Here is a 16361-nt window from a genome sequence, read left to right as displayed (position 1 = left end):
AGCGAGACTCAAACGGTGAGCGGTGCTTTGGGCGGGCGGTCGAGTCGATAACGAAAACTGCGGGGAGAGTCTCCGGCGAACGGAACAGGCTGCCGGAAGGCGAGCACATGGCTGGAGACAAGACGGATGGTCAATTGATCAACGGAATCGTGGGTGTGGTTGCCAGAATCGTGATGCAAGGGAAGGTCTGGTTTTTCGTCGGCGTCATGGCTGTGATGATCGTGACTGTGCGGGTGATCGCCTAAGTCCGTTGCCGACGTCTCAGTCAGTTCAGCGATGCCATGGGATGAGGCTTCACCGACGACCGAAAGGGTCATCCCGGCCAGTGCCACCAGCATGACAAGAAGCGGAAACAGTTTTTTACGGTGAATAGCCGTAATCATGAGCGTCAGATTGCTGGTCCGGCTGGTGGATCAATTCGGGGTCTGAGAATAGCATGCCCGCAGGGGAGCAGGGATTAAAAATGGTCAATCTGGGTGGTACCCCCGGCAGGACTCGAACCTGCTACCTATCCCTTAGGAGGGGATCGCTCTATCCAGATGAGCTACGGGGGCAAATCTGCGAGAAGGCCGGTATGATAGCGGGGGAAAGCTTGTGGCTCAAGGTGTTGGTGTGCTGACTGGTTTTTCGGGAGTGTGATGGTGTCCGAGCCGTTGTCGTTAAGCGTGATTGTTCCGGTGTGGAAAGAGGCCGGCGCCATCGTTGAAACCCTGCAAGCGCTTCAGCCGCTGCGCGGGTCTGGCCATGAGGTGATCGTGGTGGATGGCGGCAGCCCGGACAGGACGGCTGAACTTGCCCGGCCGTGGTGTGACCGGGTGGTGGTATCCGGCAAGGGCAGGGCGGTGCAGATGAATGCCGGGGCTGCCGTGGCCGCGGGCAATGTGTTGCTGTTCCTCCATGCTGACACCCGGCTGCCCGAGTCGGCTCTTGCTGAACTTGAACAGTTCTCCCGGACCCGTTTCGGCTGGGGGCGTTTCGATGTGGCCCTGAGTGCCCACCGCCCGATCTTCCGGATTATCGCCTGGTTTATGAACTGTCGGTCCCGCCTGACCGGCATCTGTACCGGCGACCAAGGCATGTTTGTGCGCCGGGATGTGTTCGAGGCCCTCGGCGGGTTCCGTGAAATTCCATTGATGGAAGATGTGGAAATTTCTGGTCGGTTGCGTCTGGTGTCCCGCCCCTGGTGTATTACCGATCCGGTGGTCACCGACAGCCGGCGCTGGGAACAGAACGGTCCCTGGCGTACTATTCTGCTGATGTGGCGATTGCGTTGGCGTTACTGGCGTGGTGAATCGCCGGAATCTCTGGCGAAGGCCTATCGATCGGATGTCCGAAATGCCTCTGAGTAATCCCCCCTCCGCTGTTTTTCTCCAGTTTGCCAAGTGGCCCGAAGCAGGCAAGGTCAAGACCCGGCTGATGCCGGAGTTAGGCCCTGTCGGCGCGCTCGAGGCCCACATCCGTCTGACCCTGATGGTGCTCGATAACCTGTGCGCCACCGGTTATCCGGTCGAGTTCTGGTGGGATCGGGAGGTGGACGAACCAACCGACGAGGCCTTGCCCATTCTCGAAGAGGTCGAAGGCGCAGGCCTCATTCAGATGGTGCAGCAGGGCAGCAGCCTCGGTGAACGAATGGAGGCGGCATTGGGCCAATCCTTACAAGAGTACGACCGGGCCCTGGTGGTTGGCAGCGATTGCCCTTCCGTGGATCCGGATTATGCCCGGCATGCCGTGGCGTGCCTGGCGGATCATGATGTGGTGCTGGGTCCCTCGGATGATGGTGGATACGTTCTGATCGGCGCTTCCCAGGTTGTGGAGGGCATGCTGGATGATATTGAGTGGGGAACTCCACAAGTGCTGAAGCAGACTTGCGAACGACTCGAAAAAGCGGGGCTCAGCTACTTTCTGCTGGAGCCCCGCTGGGATGTGGACGAGCCCGGGGACTGGGCCCGTTTTCTGGGTAGTCGCTGAGTCGGTCAGCTCGCCGGCACCGGCGGCAATTCGGTGAGTGTGCCCAGGGCCCGATCGGCCTCCAGACCATTGCCACCGGTGACCACCCGCAGTGCCTGGTCTCTTTCCAGCACAGACTTGCGGAAGGTATCCAGCAGGTCCTGCCTGGTGACGTTCTTCACCGCCTCGGCAAGCTGCTCCCTCGAGTTGAAGGTTTCCATGCCCCGGTCGATTTCCCGCCAGTAGCGGCCGGAAATATCCCCCAATTGCCGATCCTGTTCCAGCAGCTTGCTGATCACGGCCTGTTTCTCCTGAGTCAGGCGTTCTTCGGTCATGCCGGACAGTACACTCTCAAAGCCTTCCGAAAACTCCCGTACCGCACGATCAATCTCGGTTTGCGTTGCCGAGGGCGATTGCACCACAAATCCCAACGCCGGCGTTTCAAGCATTTCGAACGGGGTGGCATACACGATGTACCCCAGCTGACGGTTGGTGCGGATTTCCTCATAAAACGGGCTGCTGATGATCTGTCCCAGCAAGCGATAGCGGGCCCGCTCCGCGAAGCTGGTGTTATCCCCCTGCATATAGAGGGTATAGCCGGTATCCGGGTGATCCACGGCCAGGGAAACCTCGGTCTCTTCCTCGGGCAGTTGGCGCACCTGGCTACGGGGGACTTCGGCCAGCCGGCTGTCATCCAGCACAATGGCCTCCACCTGCCTGGCCAGGTTCAGGGCGTAGGATTCGGTGACATTGCCGTGGGCCAGCATGACCGGATCAACCTCACTCAGCAGGTTCCGGGCAAAGGACCGCAGCTCGTCCAGGGTGATTTCCCGGGCAGCGGCCAGTTTCTCATCGGTGCTCCAGGCGCGTTCGATCAGCGCGGTCTGGACAAACTCGGAGGTCTGTTCGACCGGGCGGTTTTTGGCCTGGTTCTGCAGGTTGTCGATCAGGTTCTGACGGGCAATCCGGAACCGTTGTTCGGTCAGCAGCGGATCACCCACCTGAAGCAGAATCCGGTTGAGCAGGGTGTGGAGTTTGTCGTTGTAGCCGCCCACGCGGATGGTGATGCCCCGCAGGTGGGAGTAGACGCTGTAATCCAGGCCCGCAAGGCTGGCGGCGTAGGAGGAGGCGTTCAGGTTGCTATTGACCGCATCCACCAGGACCTTGGTCAGTACCGCGCTGCGGGCACTGGCCCGGGCGGCTGGCGTGCGCAGGCTCACGAAGACGTTGGCCTTGGGCGTACCGAACCGCGTATCCCGGGCAAACCAGATTTCCATCCCCTCCTGGCTGCCCAGTTGCACCGGGTGCGCCATGGTGTCGCCGGAAACCAGTCCAAGGTTCTCCGGAACAAAGGGGTTGGGCTGAGGCAGTGCCAGTTGGGCTGCCAGCTGTTCCGGCGCGCCGGTGGTGATTTCCGAAGGCGTCAGTTCGGTCATCTGCCAGGCGGCGTCGTACCACTGGGTGGTGTTGGGCTCTTCAAGTTGCGGCTCCGGAGCCAGTACGAAAACCATCAGGTTGTCCGGAGCCAGCCGGTCCAGAATGTCGCGGTACTGCTCAGGCGCATACCGTTCCATCAGCCAGGGGGCACTCAGGATGTCGTCGGCGGGATAGTGCTGGAGCTGGCCGGCCAGGCGCATGGCCTCATGCAGTGGCTCCCCCTGCTCCCGGAAGCGGAAATCGATGGTGGCCAGCTGCTGCATTTCGCGGAAGCGGTCTTCGCCGATACCGGACTGGCGAATCCGCTCGATGTAGTCGAACACCAGCGGCAGGATCTCGTCCTGGCGTTCGAGGCCCTCGGGCGTCAGTGCCATGCTGATTTCCAGCGTCGCGTTGTCGCCGGTGTCCATGCCCAGCCCGGCGGACAGACTGTCGGCCAGTCCTGCGCGCTTGAGCACGTCGAACAGGCTGCCGGGGCCTTCATGGCCCAGCAGGTTGGCAATATAGCTCGCCGGCTTGGTCCGGTAGTTGTCCTGCTGGGACGGAATCGGGAAGCTGAGGGTAAGGCTACGGACATCCTTGATGGCATCCGCGGTGACCTTGGCTGGCAGGTCGTCGCTCCGGAACATCGGTTCCGGGTGCGCTTTCTGCTCAAGACTCCGGTTTTCGATGGCACCGAACTTCGGACGAACCATGGATTCAAGCTCGTCCAGGGACTGGGGCCCATAAACCGAGAGCGTCATAAGGTCGGCGGAGTAATGATCTTCCCAGAACTCGACCAGATCCGGGCGCAGCGGGTTCTGTTCGGTATTTTCCAGGGTGCTCAGGTTGCCCACGGCAAACTGACTGAAAGCATGATCCGGATTGGCCACGGCTTTTTTCACGGAGTAAAAACGTCGGCCATCATCTTTCTGCTTGGCGCTGAATTCCGAGTGCACGGCATTGCGTTCGCGGTCCACCAGTTCCGGGGTGAACAGCGGAGCGGAGAACTGCTGGGCGAATCGGTCCAGGGCGGGTTCCAGGAACTGAGCCTGCACATCGAAGAAGTAGTTGGTGTCCTGGAAAGCGGTGAAAGCATTGTGACTGCCGCCATGGCTCTTGATGAACTGCTGGTATTCGCCGGGTTCCGGGTACTTCTCGGTGCCCAGGAACAGCATGTGTTCGAGGAAGTGGGAGAGGCCCTCGCGCCCCTTCGGGTCATCTCCGCTACCCACGGCGACGTTCAGCGATGCGGCCGCTTTGTCCGCTTCCGGGTCGGAAACCAGGATCGCCCTGAGGCCGTTATCCAGCTCCAGGTACCGGTACTGGTTGTCGTCGTTCGGGCTCTTGCGGATGTCTCCCGCGGCCAATGCCAGGCTGCTGAACAGGAGTAACGCCAGGCAGGACAACACTCGAAGGTATGGGCGGATCGGCTTTCCGTGGGTCATAGGGCCTCTGCGGTCTGTGGGTTCGGTGGATTCAGTGCATAAGGGCGTTGCGGGTTGCCTCTGGCTGCTGGTCCAGGGTTTTACGAGCCAGATCGGCCGCTTTCTCACTGTCCAGCTGGCCCGACGCAATCCGCTCAAGCACGGTGGCCATGATGGCGACTGACTGGCGGTACTCGGAGAATTCGGCCTGGAAGGCCTGGTCGATTGCTTCGTACACTGCCTGGATTTTTTCCTCCCGGGAGCCGGAGTTGGCGGCGGTATCATTGATGGCCTTCAGGCATGCCCGGGCGATGGCGATGTAGCGTTCAGTGTTCGGGTTGTCTTTTTGCATAGATGTGGTTTTCAGGGAACCTTGTTGACTGTGACATGAAATGACGCCGGAAAGCGCAATAAGTTCCTGATTATGGCATTGCCGGCCAACTGTTTCATGGCTTTCTGTGACGGGATTTTCAAGGCCGGCAATCCGGGCACCCTGTGCTAGTCTCAGAGACAATGTGTCGGAAAAATCGCCAGGCCCATCGCAGGGCCTGTCCGGTAATTAGAGTAATGGCTCTATACAAAACAATAGCTTAAAGAGTAAATGCTCTAAAAAAGTTCGATACATGAACGTTGCAATTAAGTACAATGCCGGCGTTTTCGGGTGACTACGACTTTAGTCGAATGGCGCCCGGCATGGATAGACAAAAACAGAGCAACAGGCAGGGTGGAATTTAATGAACTACTTCCTTACTGGTGGTACCGGATTTATTGGCCGTTTTCTCGTTGAGAAGCTTCTGGCGCGTGGCGGCACCGTTCACGTACTGGTTCGCGAACAGAGCCAGGACAAGCTCCAGAAGCTCCGGGAGCGCTGGGGCGCGGATGAAACCCGCGTCAAGGCGGTGATTGGTGATCTGACCAGTCCGAATCTGGGGATCGACGCCGACGCCATGGCGTCCCTCAAGGGCAATATCGATCATTTTTTCCATCTTGCCGCCGTCTATGACATGGGCGCGGATGAGGACAGTCAGCAGGCGGCCAACATTGATGGAACCCGGGCGGCAGTCCAGGCGGCAGAGGCCATGGGCGCGAAGCACATCCATCATGTCTCCTCCATTGCAGCGGCAGGCCTGTTCAAGGGTACTTTCCGCGAGGACATGTTCGAGGAAGCGGAAAAGCTCGATCATCCCTACCTGCTCACCAAACATGAGTCCGAAAAGGTGGTGCGGGAAGAGTGCAAGGTGCCGTTCCGTATTTACCGGCCGGGCATGGTGATCGGCCATTCCGAAACCGGTGAAATGGACAAGGTGGATGGTCCCTATTACTTCTTCAAGATGATCCAGAAGATTCGCCACGCACTGCCCCAGTGGGTGCCCACCATCGGCATCGAGGGCGGCCGCCTGAACATTGTGCCGGTGGATTTCGTGGTAGATGCACTGGATCACATTGCCCACCTCGAAGGTGAGGACGGCAACTGTTTCCACCTGGTGGATTCCGATCCCTACAAGGTTGGCGAGATCCTCAATATTTTCAGCGAGGCCGGCCACGCGCCGAAGATGGGCATGCGCATCGATTCCCGGATGTTCGGCTTCATCCCGCCGTTTATCCGCCAGAGTGTCAAGAACCTGCCGCCGGTGAAGCGTATTACCAGCGCGGTACTGGATGACATGGGTATTCCGCCATCGGTGATGTCGTTCATCAACTATCCCACCCGGTTCGACGCCCGCGAGACCGAGCGGGTGCTGAAGGGCACCGGCATCGAAGTACCGCGCTTGCCCGACTATGCTCCGGTGATCTGGGATTACTGGGAACGCAACCTGGATCCGGACCTGTTCAAAGATCGCACCCTCAAGGGTACGGTCGAGGGCCGGGTCTGCGTGGTCACCGGCGCAACCTCGGGGATTGGTCTGGCGACCGCCCAGAAGCTGGCGGATGCCGGTGCCATTCTGGTCATCGGTGCCCGCAAGCCCGAGCGGCTGAAGGAAGTGGCGGCGGAGCTGGAATCCCGCGGTGCCAGCGTGCACGCCTATCAGTGCGATTTCTCGGACATGGACGCCTGTGACGAGTTCATCAGGACCGTGCTGGACAACCACGGCCACGTGGATGTGCTGGTAAACAACGCCGGCCGTTCCATCCGCCGGTCCCTGGATCTGTCGTTTGACCGCTTCCACGATTTCGAGCGCACCATGCAGCTGAATTACTTCGGCTCTGTGCGGCTGATCATGGGCTTTGCCCCGAGCATGCTGGAGCATCGCCGCGGTCACGTGGTGAACATTTCCTCGATCGGGGTGCTCACCAACGCCCCGCGGTTCTCGGCCTATGTGGCGTCCAAGTCGGCCCTGGATGCGTTCAGTCGCTGTGCGGCGGCGGAATGGTCTGATCGGAATGTGACCTTCACCACCATCAATATGCCGCTGGTGAAGACGCCGATGATTGCGCCGACGAAAATCTACGATCAGGTGCCGACCCTGACACCGGACGAGGCGGCGGACATGGTGGCCGATGCGATCGTCTACCGGCCCAAGCGCATTGCCACCCGTCTGGGTATCTTCGCTCAGGTGCTGCACGCCCTGGCGCCGAAGATGGGCGAGATCATCATGAACACCGGTTACCGGATGTTCCCGGATTCACCGGCGGCCGCCGGCAGCAAGTCCGGTGAGAAGCCGAAAGTGTCCACCGAGCAGGTGGCCTTTGCAGCGATTATGCGGGGTATCTACTGGTAACAGTGGACCACGCCGCCATTAAAAAACCCGCTTCGGCGGGTTTTTTAATGGGTATTGGTTATTGCTCGGGGATTTCCACCGGAGGCGGCGGAAAACCGCCCAGCTCCTTCCACCGATTGACGATGCCGCAGAACAGGTCGGCGGTTTTCTCGGCGTCATAGGCGGCCGAGTGGGCTTCCTTGTTGCTGAACGGAATGCCTGCCAGCTTGCAGGCCTGGGCCAGCACCGTGTGGCCATAGGCAAGGCCCGCCAGGGTCGCGGTGTCGAACGTGGAGAACGGGTGGAACGGGTTGCGCTTGATGTCGGCGCGCATGGCGGCAGCAAACACAAAGTTGTGGTCAAAGGTGGCATTGTGGCCCACCAACACCGCCCGTTTGCAGTCATGGGCCTTCACCGCCTTGCGGATCGGGCTGAAGATCTCACTCAGGCCTTCACGCTCAGGCACTGCCTCACGGCTCGGATCCCACGGGTCGATGCCGGTAAAGTCCAGGGCAGATTGTTCCAGGTTCGCGCCTTCAAACGGGTCGATCTGTTGCAGGTGGGTTTCGCCCCGGCGCAACAAGCCGTCGTCATCCATGGTCAGCAGCACCGCTGCCACTTCCAGCAGGGCATCCCGCTCGGGGTTAAAGCCGGCGGTTTCCACATCGACCACCACGGGCAGGAAACCACGGAAGCGTTTGGACATGGGATGCGGTTCTTTGTTTTCGTCTGTCACTCGAACTCCGGTTGTCGACAGTGTGTGTACGCGGCGTAACAGATTACGCCATTTGCCAGTTAACGGTTTCACCGGCTTTCAGGGGCACAATGGAGCCGCCTGCCAGGGGCAGTTGCTCGGGCATGGTCCAGGGCTTGCGCACCAGGGTGATGGTGTCCTGGTTGCGGGGCACGCCGTAGAAGTCGGCACCATTATGGCTGGCGAAGGCCTCGAACTTGTCCAGGATACCCAGTTCCTCGAAGATTTCCGCGTACAGGCCAATGGCGCCGAAGGCAGAGTAGCAACCGGCACAGCCGCACGCGGCTTCTTTCTTGTCCCTGGCGTGGGGGGCGGAATCGGTGCCCAGGAAGAAACGCTTGTCGCCGCTGGCCACCGCGTCCCGCAGGGCCTGCTGGTGAAGATTGCGCTTCAGGATGGGCAGGCAGTAAAGGTGGGGGCGGATGCCGCCAACCAGCATGTGGTTGCGGTTGTACATCAGGTGTTGGGGCGTCAGTGTCGCGCCGAGGTTGTCACCCTTGTAGTCACGGACAAAGTTAGCGGAATCGGCGGTGGTGATGTGTTCGAGCACCACCTTCAGGCTGGGGAAGGCTTCCAGGGTGGGTGCCAGTACCCGCTCGAGGAACACTTTCTCCCGGTCAAAGATATCGATGTCCCCATCGGTGACTTCGCCATGCACCAGCAACAGCATGCCGCAGTCGGCCATGGCCTCCAGCACGGGATAGATGTTGCGAATATCCTTCACCCCGGAAGCAGAGTTGGTGGTGGCACCGGCCGGGTAGAGCTTGGCGGCGATGACGCCGGCGGCCTTGGCTTCCCGGATCATCTCCGGCGTGGTGGCTTCGGTCAGGTACAGGGTCATCAGCGGTTCGAAGTCGGTGCCGCTGGCAGCTGCCAGGATGCGTTCGCGGTAGGCGTTCGCGTCCGCGGCGGTGACCACGGGGGGCACCAGGTTGGGCATGATGATGGCGCGGCCGAAACAGGCGGCGGTGGCCGGGACCACGTCCTTGAGGATATCCCCGTCGCGGACGTGCAGGTGCCAGTCGTCCGGACGGGTGATGGTCAGCTGTTCTGTCATGGGTGTTTTCCGGGAGGCCTGAAAATTTGCCGAATTATATCAGAAGGTGAACAGCGTTGTTGCTCACCCTCCCGGAGAACCTGTGGATCAGTAGACGGAGTCCAGAACTTCCAGGTGGGTGGCCACGCTCTCGGCCAGCGCCCTGAGGTGGTAGCCCCCTTCGAGCGTGGAGATGACCCGGTCGTTGGAGTAATCGTTGGCGACGCTGGTGATCATCTCGGTGAGCCAGCGGAAGTCTTCGGTCTCCAGGTTCAGCTCCGCCATCGGGTCCAGCTTGTGGGCATCGAAGCCGGCGGAGATCAGGATGACCTGGGGTTTGAAGTCCTGCAGCTTTTTAAGCCAGACGGCCTCTACGGTTTTCCGGTACTCGGTGGAGGAGCAGCCTGCTTCGATGGGCGCATTGACGATGTTTGGCGCCTGCCGGTGGACGTGGGAGTGGGGATAGAACGGGTGCTGGAAGCTGGAGCACATAAGAATGCGCTCGTCGCCGCCCACGATGTCCGCAGTGCCGTTGCCCTGGTGTACATCGAAATCCACGATGGCCACCCGGTCGAGATGGTGGAAGTTCAGCGCCCGCATGGCGGCGAGTGCAATGTTGTTGTAGAAACAGAAACCCATGGATTTGGCGCGCTCGGCATGATGGCCGGGAGGTCGGGCGCAGACAAAGGCATTGGTAACCTGGCTGCTCATCACCATGTCGACGGCCTGAACGTTGGCGCCGGCGGCCAGGCGGGCGGCCCTCAGGGTGTCGGGCATCATCGCGGTGTCCGGGTCGGTAAAGACTCGGCCGCGGGTGGGCTCCATCAGTTCCAGCTGTTGCAGGTATTTTTCCGGGTGTACGGCCAACAGCTGGTCACGGGTGATCTCTTCCGGACGAACCCAGTCCAGATCCTGTTCCAGGTGCGTGTCTGCGAGGTAGGCGAGGATCGTCGAGATACGTTCCGGGCATTCCGGATGGTCCGGGCCCATATTGTGCTTCATGCAGTCGTCGTGGGAAAAGAATGCCGTGGTCATACGTCTCTGTTCGTCCGGAATATGCTTGTATTTTCATCAATGTTATCAGGGAAAACCGCAGTCCGTCGTATTTCTTTGGTCTTATAGGGCTGATAGCCGTTTTACATCAATACCGGAAGGCCTAAGATAAGATATACATTGGTAAGTATTCTGATTTATTGACGTTATCACCTGAACCGGCCCGGCGGGGGCTGGTCTGAGGAGACCGCTTTGAGCACCCGTTACCTGGAAAGTCTTTTCAACCCGAGTTCCATCGTCGTGATTGGTGCCTCCGAGCGCGCCGACAACCTGGGTGGCATGGTCCTTCGGAACCTTCTTGGTGGCGACTACCCCACAGAGAAGCTTCTGGTGATCAACCAGAGCGGCTACGACAATGTCCACGGTGTGCCTTGCGTGCCCAAAGTGGCAAAGATGGATTTCACGCCGGACCTGGCCATTATCTGTACCCCGCCCGATACCGTCGCAAAAACCATCAAGCGCCTGGGCGAGGCGGGTGTGCGAACCGCCATCGTGATGACCGGTGGTATGTCCCGGACCCACAGCAAGACCGGGCAGCCCCTGATGTACTCGGTTCGCGAGGCCGCCAAGGAGACCGGTATCCGTGTGCTCGGGCCGAACACCATCGGCCTCATGGTGCCGGCTCGTAGTCTGAACGCTACCTACGCACACATGGGGGCCATTCCCGGGCGTGTGGCGTTTGTGGGGCAGAGCGGCACCATCGCCAGCTCGGTGCTGGACTGGGCGTTTGCCCGGGGCGTCGGGTTCTCCTATTTCCTGACCCTGGGTGATGGCATGGACATCGATCACGATGACCTGATCGATTACCTGGCCCAGGACACCCAGACCCGCGCCATCCTCCTGCACATCGAGAACGTGCCCAACCCCCGGCGCTTCATGTCGGCGGTTCGGGTGGCTTCCCGCACCAAGCCGGTGATTGCGGTCAAGTCCGGCCGGGTGCCGGAATCGGAATGGTTCCACCACGAACTGCCTGCCGGCCTGAAACGCAGTGACCCGATCTACGATGCCATGCTGCAGAGGGCTGGTGTGTTGCGGGTGGATGGCCTGGGGCAGATGTTCGATGCCCTGGAAACCCTGACCCGTATGCGACCCTTGCGCCGGGAGTCCCTGGCGATCATGGCCAACGGCGTCGGCCCGGGTGTGCTGGCGGTGGACCGGCTGGCGGATCTGGGCGGCGAACTGGCGGAATTGTCGGAGCAGAGCATTGAATCCCTGGCCGAATTGTTACCCCCGTACTGGACCCGCAAGAATCCCATCGACCTGAACTACGACGCCTCTCCGGAACTCTACGCCCAGGCCATCAAGATCCTGGCCAAGGACCCGGAGGTGGCCAATGTGCTGGTCATGTACGCTCCCAGTCTGACCGAGGACAGCCTGCAGATCGCCGATGCGGTGGTGCAGGCCTCGAAGGGGACGCGCCTGAACGTGTTCACCTGCTGGCTGGGCCAGAGCACGGTGATGGAATCCCGGGAGGAATTCTACCGGGCGGGGCTTCCATCCTTCTTCAATCCGGAGAAGGCGGTGATGGCGTTCATGCAGCATGTCCGACACCAACGGGTACAGCGCCTGCTGACCGAGACCCCGGAGTCCTTCACCGACCATTTCGCCGACCGGACCCGGCCCCGCCGGCTGGTGGCCAACGCCCTGCGCTCGGGACGGATGCATCTGTCCAACCGGGAAGCCCGGGACGTGATCCGGGATTACGGCATCAATACCATCGACACCATTTACTGCGACGACATCGAGGAGGTTCTGGAAGCCTTTGCGGTGGAGCGCCGGCCGGTGGATATTACCATTGTGCACGAGCAGGCCTGCCACCCGTTCCTGGACCTGAGCCCGACCCAGCGTCGCTACAAGGGCACGGTGAAGAAGCTCAACAGCGAGGCAGCGATCATGGACTCCTGTCGCTTCCTGATGGAGGAGTACCAGGAGCATTTCCCGAACAGTGGGTTCCTGGGTTTTGCGGTCCAGCGCTCCTACCAGCATGTGGGCGGCGTAGAGTTCAGTGTGGGTATTACCCGGGATTCCGAATTCGGGCCGCTGGTGGTGTGCGGGGCCTCGGGCGCCCAGATCAATGTGATGACGGACCGGCAGATTGCGTTGCCGCCGCTGAACATGGTGCTGGCCCGGGAGCTGTTGCGGCGTACCTACATGTACAAGCTCCTGAAGGAGCACAGCCTGAAGCCGGAGGAAGACATCCGGGCGGTCTCCGAAACCCTGGTGACCTTGTCCCAGATCGTGATCGATATTCCCGAGATCAAGGGGCTGGAGATCTCGCCGCTGCTGTTCAACGAGAGCGGGGCGGTGGCGGTCAACATCGCCATCAACCTCGATGACACCCCGACCAGGCCGATTATCCAGCCGTATCCCCGCGAACTTGAAGAGTGGATTGTGTTGCCCAAGTCCGGCCGCCGGGTGATCATCCGGCCGGTGCTGGCGGAGGACGAGCCCGCACACCGGGAGTTTCACGAGCACCAGTCGCCGGAATCGATCCGCTACCGGTTCTTTCAGTACCGCAAACACTTCTCCCGGGAAGACGTGGCCCAGATGGTGCAGATCGACTATGACCGGGAGATGGTGTTCATCGCCAACGCGCCCCGGGAAGATGGTGAGGGCGAGGAAACCCTGGGCACCGTGCGTACCTGGACCGATGCTGACAACCTTCGCTGCGAGTTCGCCGTAATGGTGGATGACAAGATGAAAGGCGAGGGCCTGGGGGTGGCGCTGATGCAGAAAATGATCGATTACTGCCGCGCCCGGGGCACCGTGGAGATGATTGGCAATGTGCTACCGGATAACCGGCCGATGTTGCAGCTGGCGGAGCACCTGGGTTTCGAGATCAAGTACAACACCGAAGAAGAGGTGATGGATCTTCGGCTGGTGCTTAACGAGCCGGAGAAGGATTGGCAGAAGGAGCGGCTGAAGAAACGCGGGGCGCATCTCTAAGACGGGGTCAGATGAAAGCTTTCATCTGACCCCATTTTCACTCTTCGACAATCGCCGAGCGATCCTCGCCACCAAGTGCCTCCAGCAGCCCCGGAATCATCCGCGACAGCTCCAGCGTCATCAGGCTGAAGGCGGCGTCAAACTTGGCCACGGCATCATCGGCGTCAACATCATCCAGCTGCTCCTGCAGGGTCTCGCCGAACTTCAGGCGGCGGATGCCCAGCTCCTCGTCGAGCACGAAGGAGACGTTGTCGTCCCAGGTGACGGCGAGTTTGGTGACCTGCATGCCGGCTTCCAGGTGGTTGCGGATTTCGTCGGCTTTCAGGTCGAGGCCTTTGCAGCGCACCACACCGCCATCCTCCGAGGGATCCTTCAGTTCGCACTCGCTGCCCAGGGCAATGCTGGCGGGCAGGTCGATGGTTTCGTTCAACCAGCCGGTAAAGGTGAAGGCGGGTGACTGCTCCACCGCGGGCGGGCGAACCGGCAGGGAGCCCAGGCTCTTGCGCAGGGTAGAAGCCAGATCTTCCGCCTGTTTGGCAGATCCTGCGTCCACCACCAGAACGCCGTCCTGGGGTGCCAGGTAGGCGTAGCAGCGGCGGTTTTTGGAAAAGGCCTGGGGCAGCATCTCCAGCATCACCTGTTCCTTGATTTCGTCCTTCTCCTTGCGACGCACCTTGCGGCCCTGCTCGATTTCAATGGCTTCGGCCCGCTCTTCCACGGCTTCCTTCACCACGGGGCCCGGCAGGATCTTCTCTTCCTTGCGCAGGGAAATCAGGTGATAACCATTGGCGCTGTGCACCAGCTGCTCGCCATGCTTGCCCAGCGGCGCCACCCAACCCTGACGGCTGGTTTCCTGGGGGCCGCAGGGTTTGAATGCATCGGCCTGGAGCTTCTCCTCCAGCTCTTCAGGGGAGATATCAAACGGCTTGGTAAAACGGAATACACGGGCGTTACGAAACCACATCAGGTTCGGTCCTTGCTCTTGATTTGAATCGGTGACGGTTCGAAAAGGGGGAAGGATGATACGGCCACCGGATGGTGGCCGTAAAGTGACGGGTATAACGCTATATTTGCATGATCTCGACCAGAACGGTCTTGACGATAAAGCCGATCACGCCGGCGCCGAGTACGGTAAACAGGGCCATGGTGCCGAATCGGCCAGCCTGGGACTTCTTGGCGAGATCCCAGACGATGAAACCCATCCAGACAATCAGGCCGGTCAGAAACACCAGCATGGCGATCTGGGAAAAGACTGCTTCGTTCATTGATTACTCCGATAACAACTGAAATTACTGTTCGTCGCGCAGGAAAACCCAGTTGTTCTTGTCGGACTGGTCTTCGCTGAAATAGTAGCCTTCGAGGTTGAAACCTTTGAGGTCGTCGGCCTGGGTGATGCGATTCTGGATCGCATAGCGGCACATCAGGCCCCGGGCTTTCTTGGCGTAGAAGCTGATCATCTTGTACTGGCCGTTTTTCCAGTCCTTGAACTGGGGAGTAACGAGCCGGCCATCGAGTTCTTTCTTCTTCACACTCTTGAAATACTCGTTGGAGGCCAGGTTCACCAGTACACCATCATCCTCGGCCAGCAGGCGGTTGATCTCGTCGGTGATCTTGTTGCCCCAGAAGGCATAGAGATCCTTGCCCCGCTTGTTTTCAAACCTGGTCCCCATTTCCAGCCGGTAGGGCTGCATGAGATCCAGGGGACGGAGTATGCCATACAGGCCCGAGAGCATGCGCAGGTGTTCCTGGGCGAAGGCAAAGTCCTCTTCGCTGAAGCTTTCCGCGTCCAGGCCGGTATACACGTCGCCCTTGAACGCGAGAACGGCCTGGCGGGCATTCTCCGGCGTGAACGGCGTGTGCCAGCTCCGGAAGCGCTCGGCGTTGAGCTGGCCCAGCTTGTCACTGATGCTCATCAGGTTGCTGATCTGGTGCGGCTCCAGTTCCTTGAGCTGGTCAATCAGTTCGCAGGCATCGTCCAGGAAGTCCGGCTGGGTGTAACTTTCCGTCGCCAGCGGGCTCTCGTAGTCCAGCGTCTTGGCAGGGGAGATAACCATCAACATGTCAGGAAATCCTCATTGCAGAAAGGTCAGTAACTGGTCCCTGGTAAATGGCCAGTCCAGCTCCGCACCGGTGTCGTTACGGCGCAGCACCGGAATCCGGGTGCCATAACGTTCAACCAGCTCTTCAGACTGGGCGATATCCACCACGTCCACCGGAATGGGTTCCGGCATCGGCGTGTTGACCAGCAGGGCTTCTGCCAGTTCGCACAGGTGGCATTGGGAGGTGGTGTAAAAGTACAGTTCCATTATTTCTTGGGCTGCGCGTCCAGTTGTTCGCCATTCACGCCCTGGCTGTCCTTGCCCATCAGGTACAGGTAGATAGGCATCAGGTCTTCCGGCGCCGGGTTCTGTTGCGGGTTTTCCGCCGGGTAGGCCCTGGCGCGCATATTGGTCCGGGTGGCGCCCGGATTCAGGCTGTTGACGCGGATGTTGTGGCGCTCGTCGTCCAGCTCATCAGCCAGCAGCTGGCTCAGGCCCTCAACGGCGAACTTGGAGACGGCATAGGCACCCCAATAGGCCTTGGCCTTTCGGCCGACGCCGGAGGAGGTGAAAACCACCGAGGCGTTATCGGACTTCCGGAGCAGTGGAATCATGGCGCGGCTCAGCAGAAACGGCGCTGTGGCGTTCACATGCATCACCTTGTTCCACATTTCCGGGTCGTACAGCTCTACCGGGCTGCGGTTACCGAGGATGGCAGCGTTATGCAGCAGGCCATCCAGCCGGCCGAAGTTGTCTTCGATGGTCATCGCCAGCTCTTCGTATTCCTTCACCGCCGCGCCTTCGAAGTTCATCGGTACGATGGCCGGCTTGGGATGCCCGGCGGCCTCGATCTCGTCGTAGACCTCTTCAAGCTTTGACACGGTACGACCCACCAGGATCACGGTGGCACCATGGGCGGCATAGGCCTTGGCGGCGGCAAGTCCGATTCCGCTGCCGGCACCCGTCACCATCACGATGCGGTCCTGCAGAAGATCGGCGGGTGCTTGGTAATCTTGCATAACCTGTCTCCGTTTCAGGTTGTTG

Annotated in this window: 15 protein-coding genes and 1 tRNA gene; 4 read left to right on the top strand and 12 right to left on the bottom strand. The window is 60.2% G+C overall.

Annotation, left to right across the window (positions count from 1 at the left end):
• Positions 1-8: 8 nt before the first annotated feature.
• Positions 9-383, bottom strand: a complete 375-nt coding sequence (locus ACQUTG_RS13395) for a hypothetical protein (protein ID WP_428919890.1) — start codon at positions 381-383, stop codon at positions 9-11.
• A 94-nt stretch (positions 384-477) separates the two neighbouring features.
• Positions 478-554, bottom strand: a tRNA-Arg gene (locus tag ACQUTG_RS13390).
• A gap of 84 nt (positions 555-638) precedes the next feature.
• On the opposite strand from ACQUTG_RS13390, the gene ACQUTG_RS13385 reads away from it, so the two are divergent.
• The gene (locus ACQUTG_RS13385) at positions 639-1349 is read left to right on the top strand and encodes a TIGR04283 family arsenosugar biosynthesis glycosyltransferase (protein ID WP_428919889.1); all 711 of its coding nucleotides are present in this window, start codon (positions 639-641) and stop codon (positions 1347-1349) included.
• Positions 1336-1968, top strand: a complete 633-nt coding sequence (locus ACQUTG_RS13380; RefSeq protein WP_428919888.1) for a TIGR04282 family arsenosugar biosynthesis glycosyltransferase — start codon at positions 1336-1338, stop codon at positions 1966-1968. Before ACQUTG_RS13385 ends, ACQUTG_RS13380 begins: the two co-directional genes overlap by 14 nt.
• Positions 1969-1973: 5 nt before the next feature.
• Here ACQUTG_RS13380 and ACQUTG_RS13375 read toward each other — a convergent pair whose 3' ends face one another.
• Entirely contained in the window at positions 1974-4811 is a 2838-nt protein-coding gene (locus ACQUTG_RS13375; RefSeq protein ID WP_428919887.1) for an insulinase family protein, read from the bottom strand.
• 31 nt (positions 4812-4842) lie between these two features.
• Complete coding sequence (locus ACQUTG_RS13370; protein WP_092004079.1) at positions 4843-5142, bottom strand: hypothetical protein; 300 nt, start codon at positions 5140-5142, stop codon at positions 4843-4845.
• A 382-nt stretch (positions 5143-5524) separates the two neighbouring features.
• Here ACQUTG_RS13370 and ACQUTG_RS13365 point away from each other — a divergent pair, with 382 nt between their 5' ends.
• Complete coding sequence (locus ACQUTG_RS13365; RefSeq protein ID WP_428919886.1) at positions 5525-7510, top strand: SDR family oxidoreductase; 1986 nt, start codon at positions 5525-5527, stop codon at positions 7508-7510.
• A gap of 58 nt (positions 7511-7568) precedes the next feature.
• Here the strand turns inward: ACQUTG_RS13365 and rnt are convergent, their stop codons facing one another.
• The 3 genes from rnt to ACQUTG_RS13350 all read right to left on the bottom strand — a co-directional run bounded on the left by rnt (position 7569) and on the right by ACQUTG_RS13350 (position 10314).
• The gene (gene rnt / locus ACQUTG_RS13360; RefSeq protein WP_428919885.1) at positions 7569-8225 is read right to left on the bottom strand and encodes a ribonuclease T; all 657 of its coding nucleotides are present in this window, start codon (positions 8223-8225) and stop codon (positions 7569-7571) included.
• A 43-nt stretch (positions 8226-8268) separates the two neighbouring features.
• The gene (pyrC, locus tag ACQUTG_RS13355; protein WP_428919884.1) at positions 8269-9300 is read right to left on the bottom strand and encodes a dihydroorotase; all 1032 of its coding nucleotides are present in this window, start codon (positions 9298-9300) and stop codon (positions 8269-8271) included.
• 87 nt (positions 9301-9387) lie between these two features.
• Entirely contained in the window at positions 9388-10314 is a 927-nt protein-coding gene (locus tag ACQUTG_RS13350) for a histone deacetylase family protein (RefSeq protein WP_428919883.1), read from the bottom strand.
• A 210-nt stretch (positions 10315-10524) separates the two neighbouring features.
• On the opposite strand from ACQUTG_RS13350, the gene ACQUTG_RS13345 reads away from it, so the two are divergent.
• A complete protein-coding gene (locus tag ACQUTG_RS13345; RefSeq protein ID WP_428919882.1) occupies positions 10525-13278 on the top strand; it encodes a GNAT family N-acetyltransferase in 2754 nt (917 codons plus the stop codon).
• Between the two features lie 37 nt (positions 13279-13315).
• Here ACQUTG_RS13345 and rdgC read toward each other — a convergent pair whose 3' ends face one another.
• The 5 genes from rdgC to ACQUTG_RS13320 all read right to left on the bottom strand — a co-directional run bounded on the left by rdgC (position 13316) and on the right by ACQUTG_RS13320 (position 16336).
• Positions 13316-14242, bottom strand: coding sequence for a recombination-associated protein RdgC (gene rdgC / locus ACQUTG_RS13340; RefSeq protein ID WP_428919881.1), 927 nt, complete (start codon positions 14240-14242; stop codon positions 13316-13318).
• Positions 14243-14342: 100 nt separating this feature from the next.
• Positions 14343-14543, bottom strand: coding sequence for a DUF2788 domain-containing protein (locus ACQUTG_RS13335; protein WP_428919880.1), 201 nt, complete (start codon positions 14541-14543; stop codon positions 14343-14345).
• Positions 14544-14567: 24 nt separating this feature from the next.
• Complete coding sequence (gene yaaA, locus ACQUTG_RS13330; protein ID WP_428919879.1) at positions 14568-15338, bottom strand: peroxide stress protein YaaA; 771 nt, start codon at positions 15336-15338, stop codon at positions 14568-14570.
• Positions 15339-15350: 12 nt separating this feature from the next.
• Positions 15351-15584: a glutaredoxin family protein gene (locus ACQUTG_RS13325; RefSeq protein WP_113863769.1), complete on the bottom strand. Its 234-nt coding sequence runs from the start codon at positions 15582-15584 to the stop codon at positions 15351-15353.
• Entirely contained in the window at positions 15584-16336 is a 753-nt protein-coding gene (locus ACQUTG_RS13320; RefSeq protein WP_428919878.1) for a YciK family oxidoreductase, read from the bottom strand. Before ACQUTG_RS13320 ends, ACQUTG_RS13325 begins: the two co-directional genes overlap by 1 nt.
• Positions 16337-16361: the final 25 nt, after the last annotated feature.

Origin of the sequence: Marinobacter sp. DUT-1, assembly GCF_050379415.1 — a bacterium.
Lineage (GTDB): Bacteria > Pseudomonadota > Gammaproteobacteria > Pseudomonadales > Oleiphilaceae > Marinobacter.
This window is presented reverse-complemented; position numbering and strand designations above follow the sequence as displayed.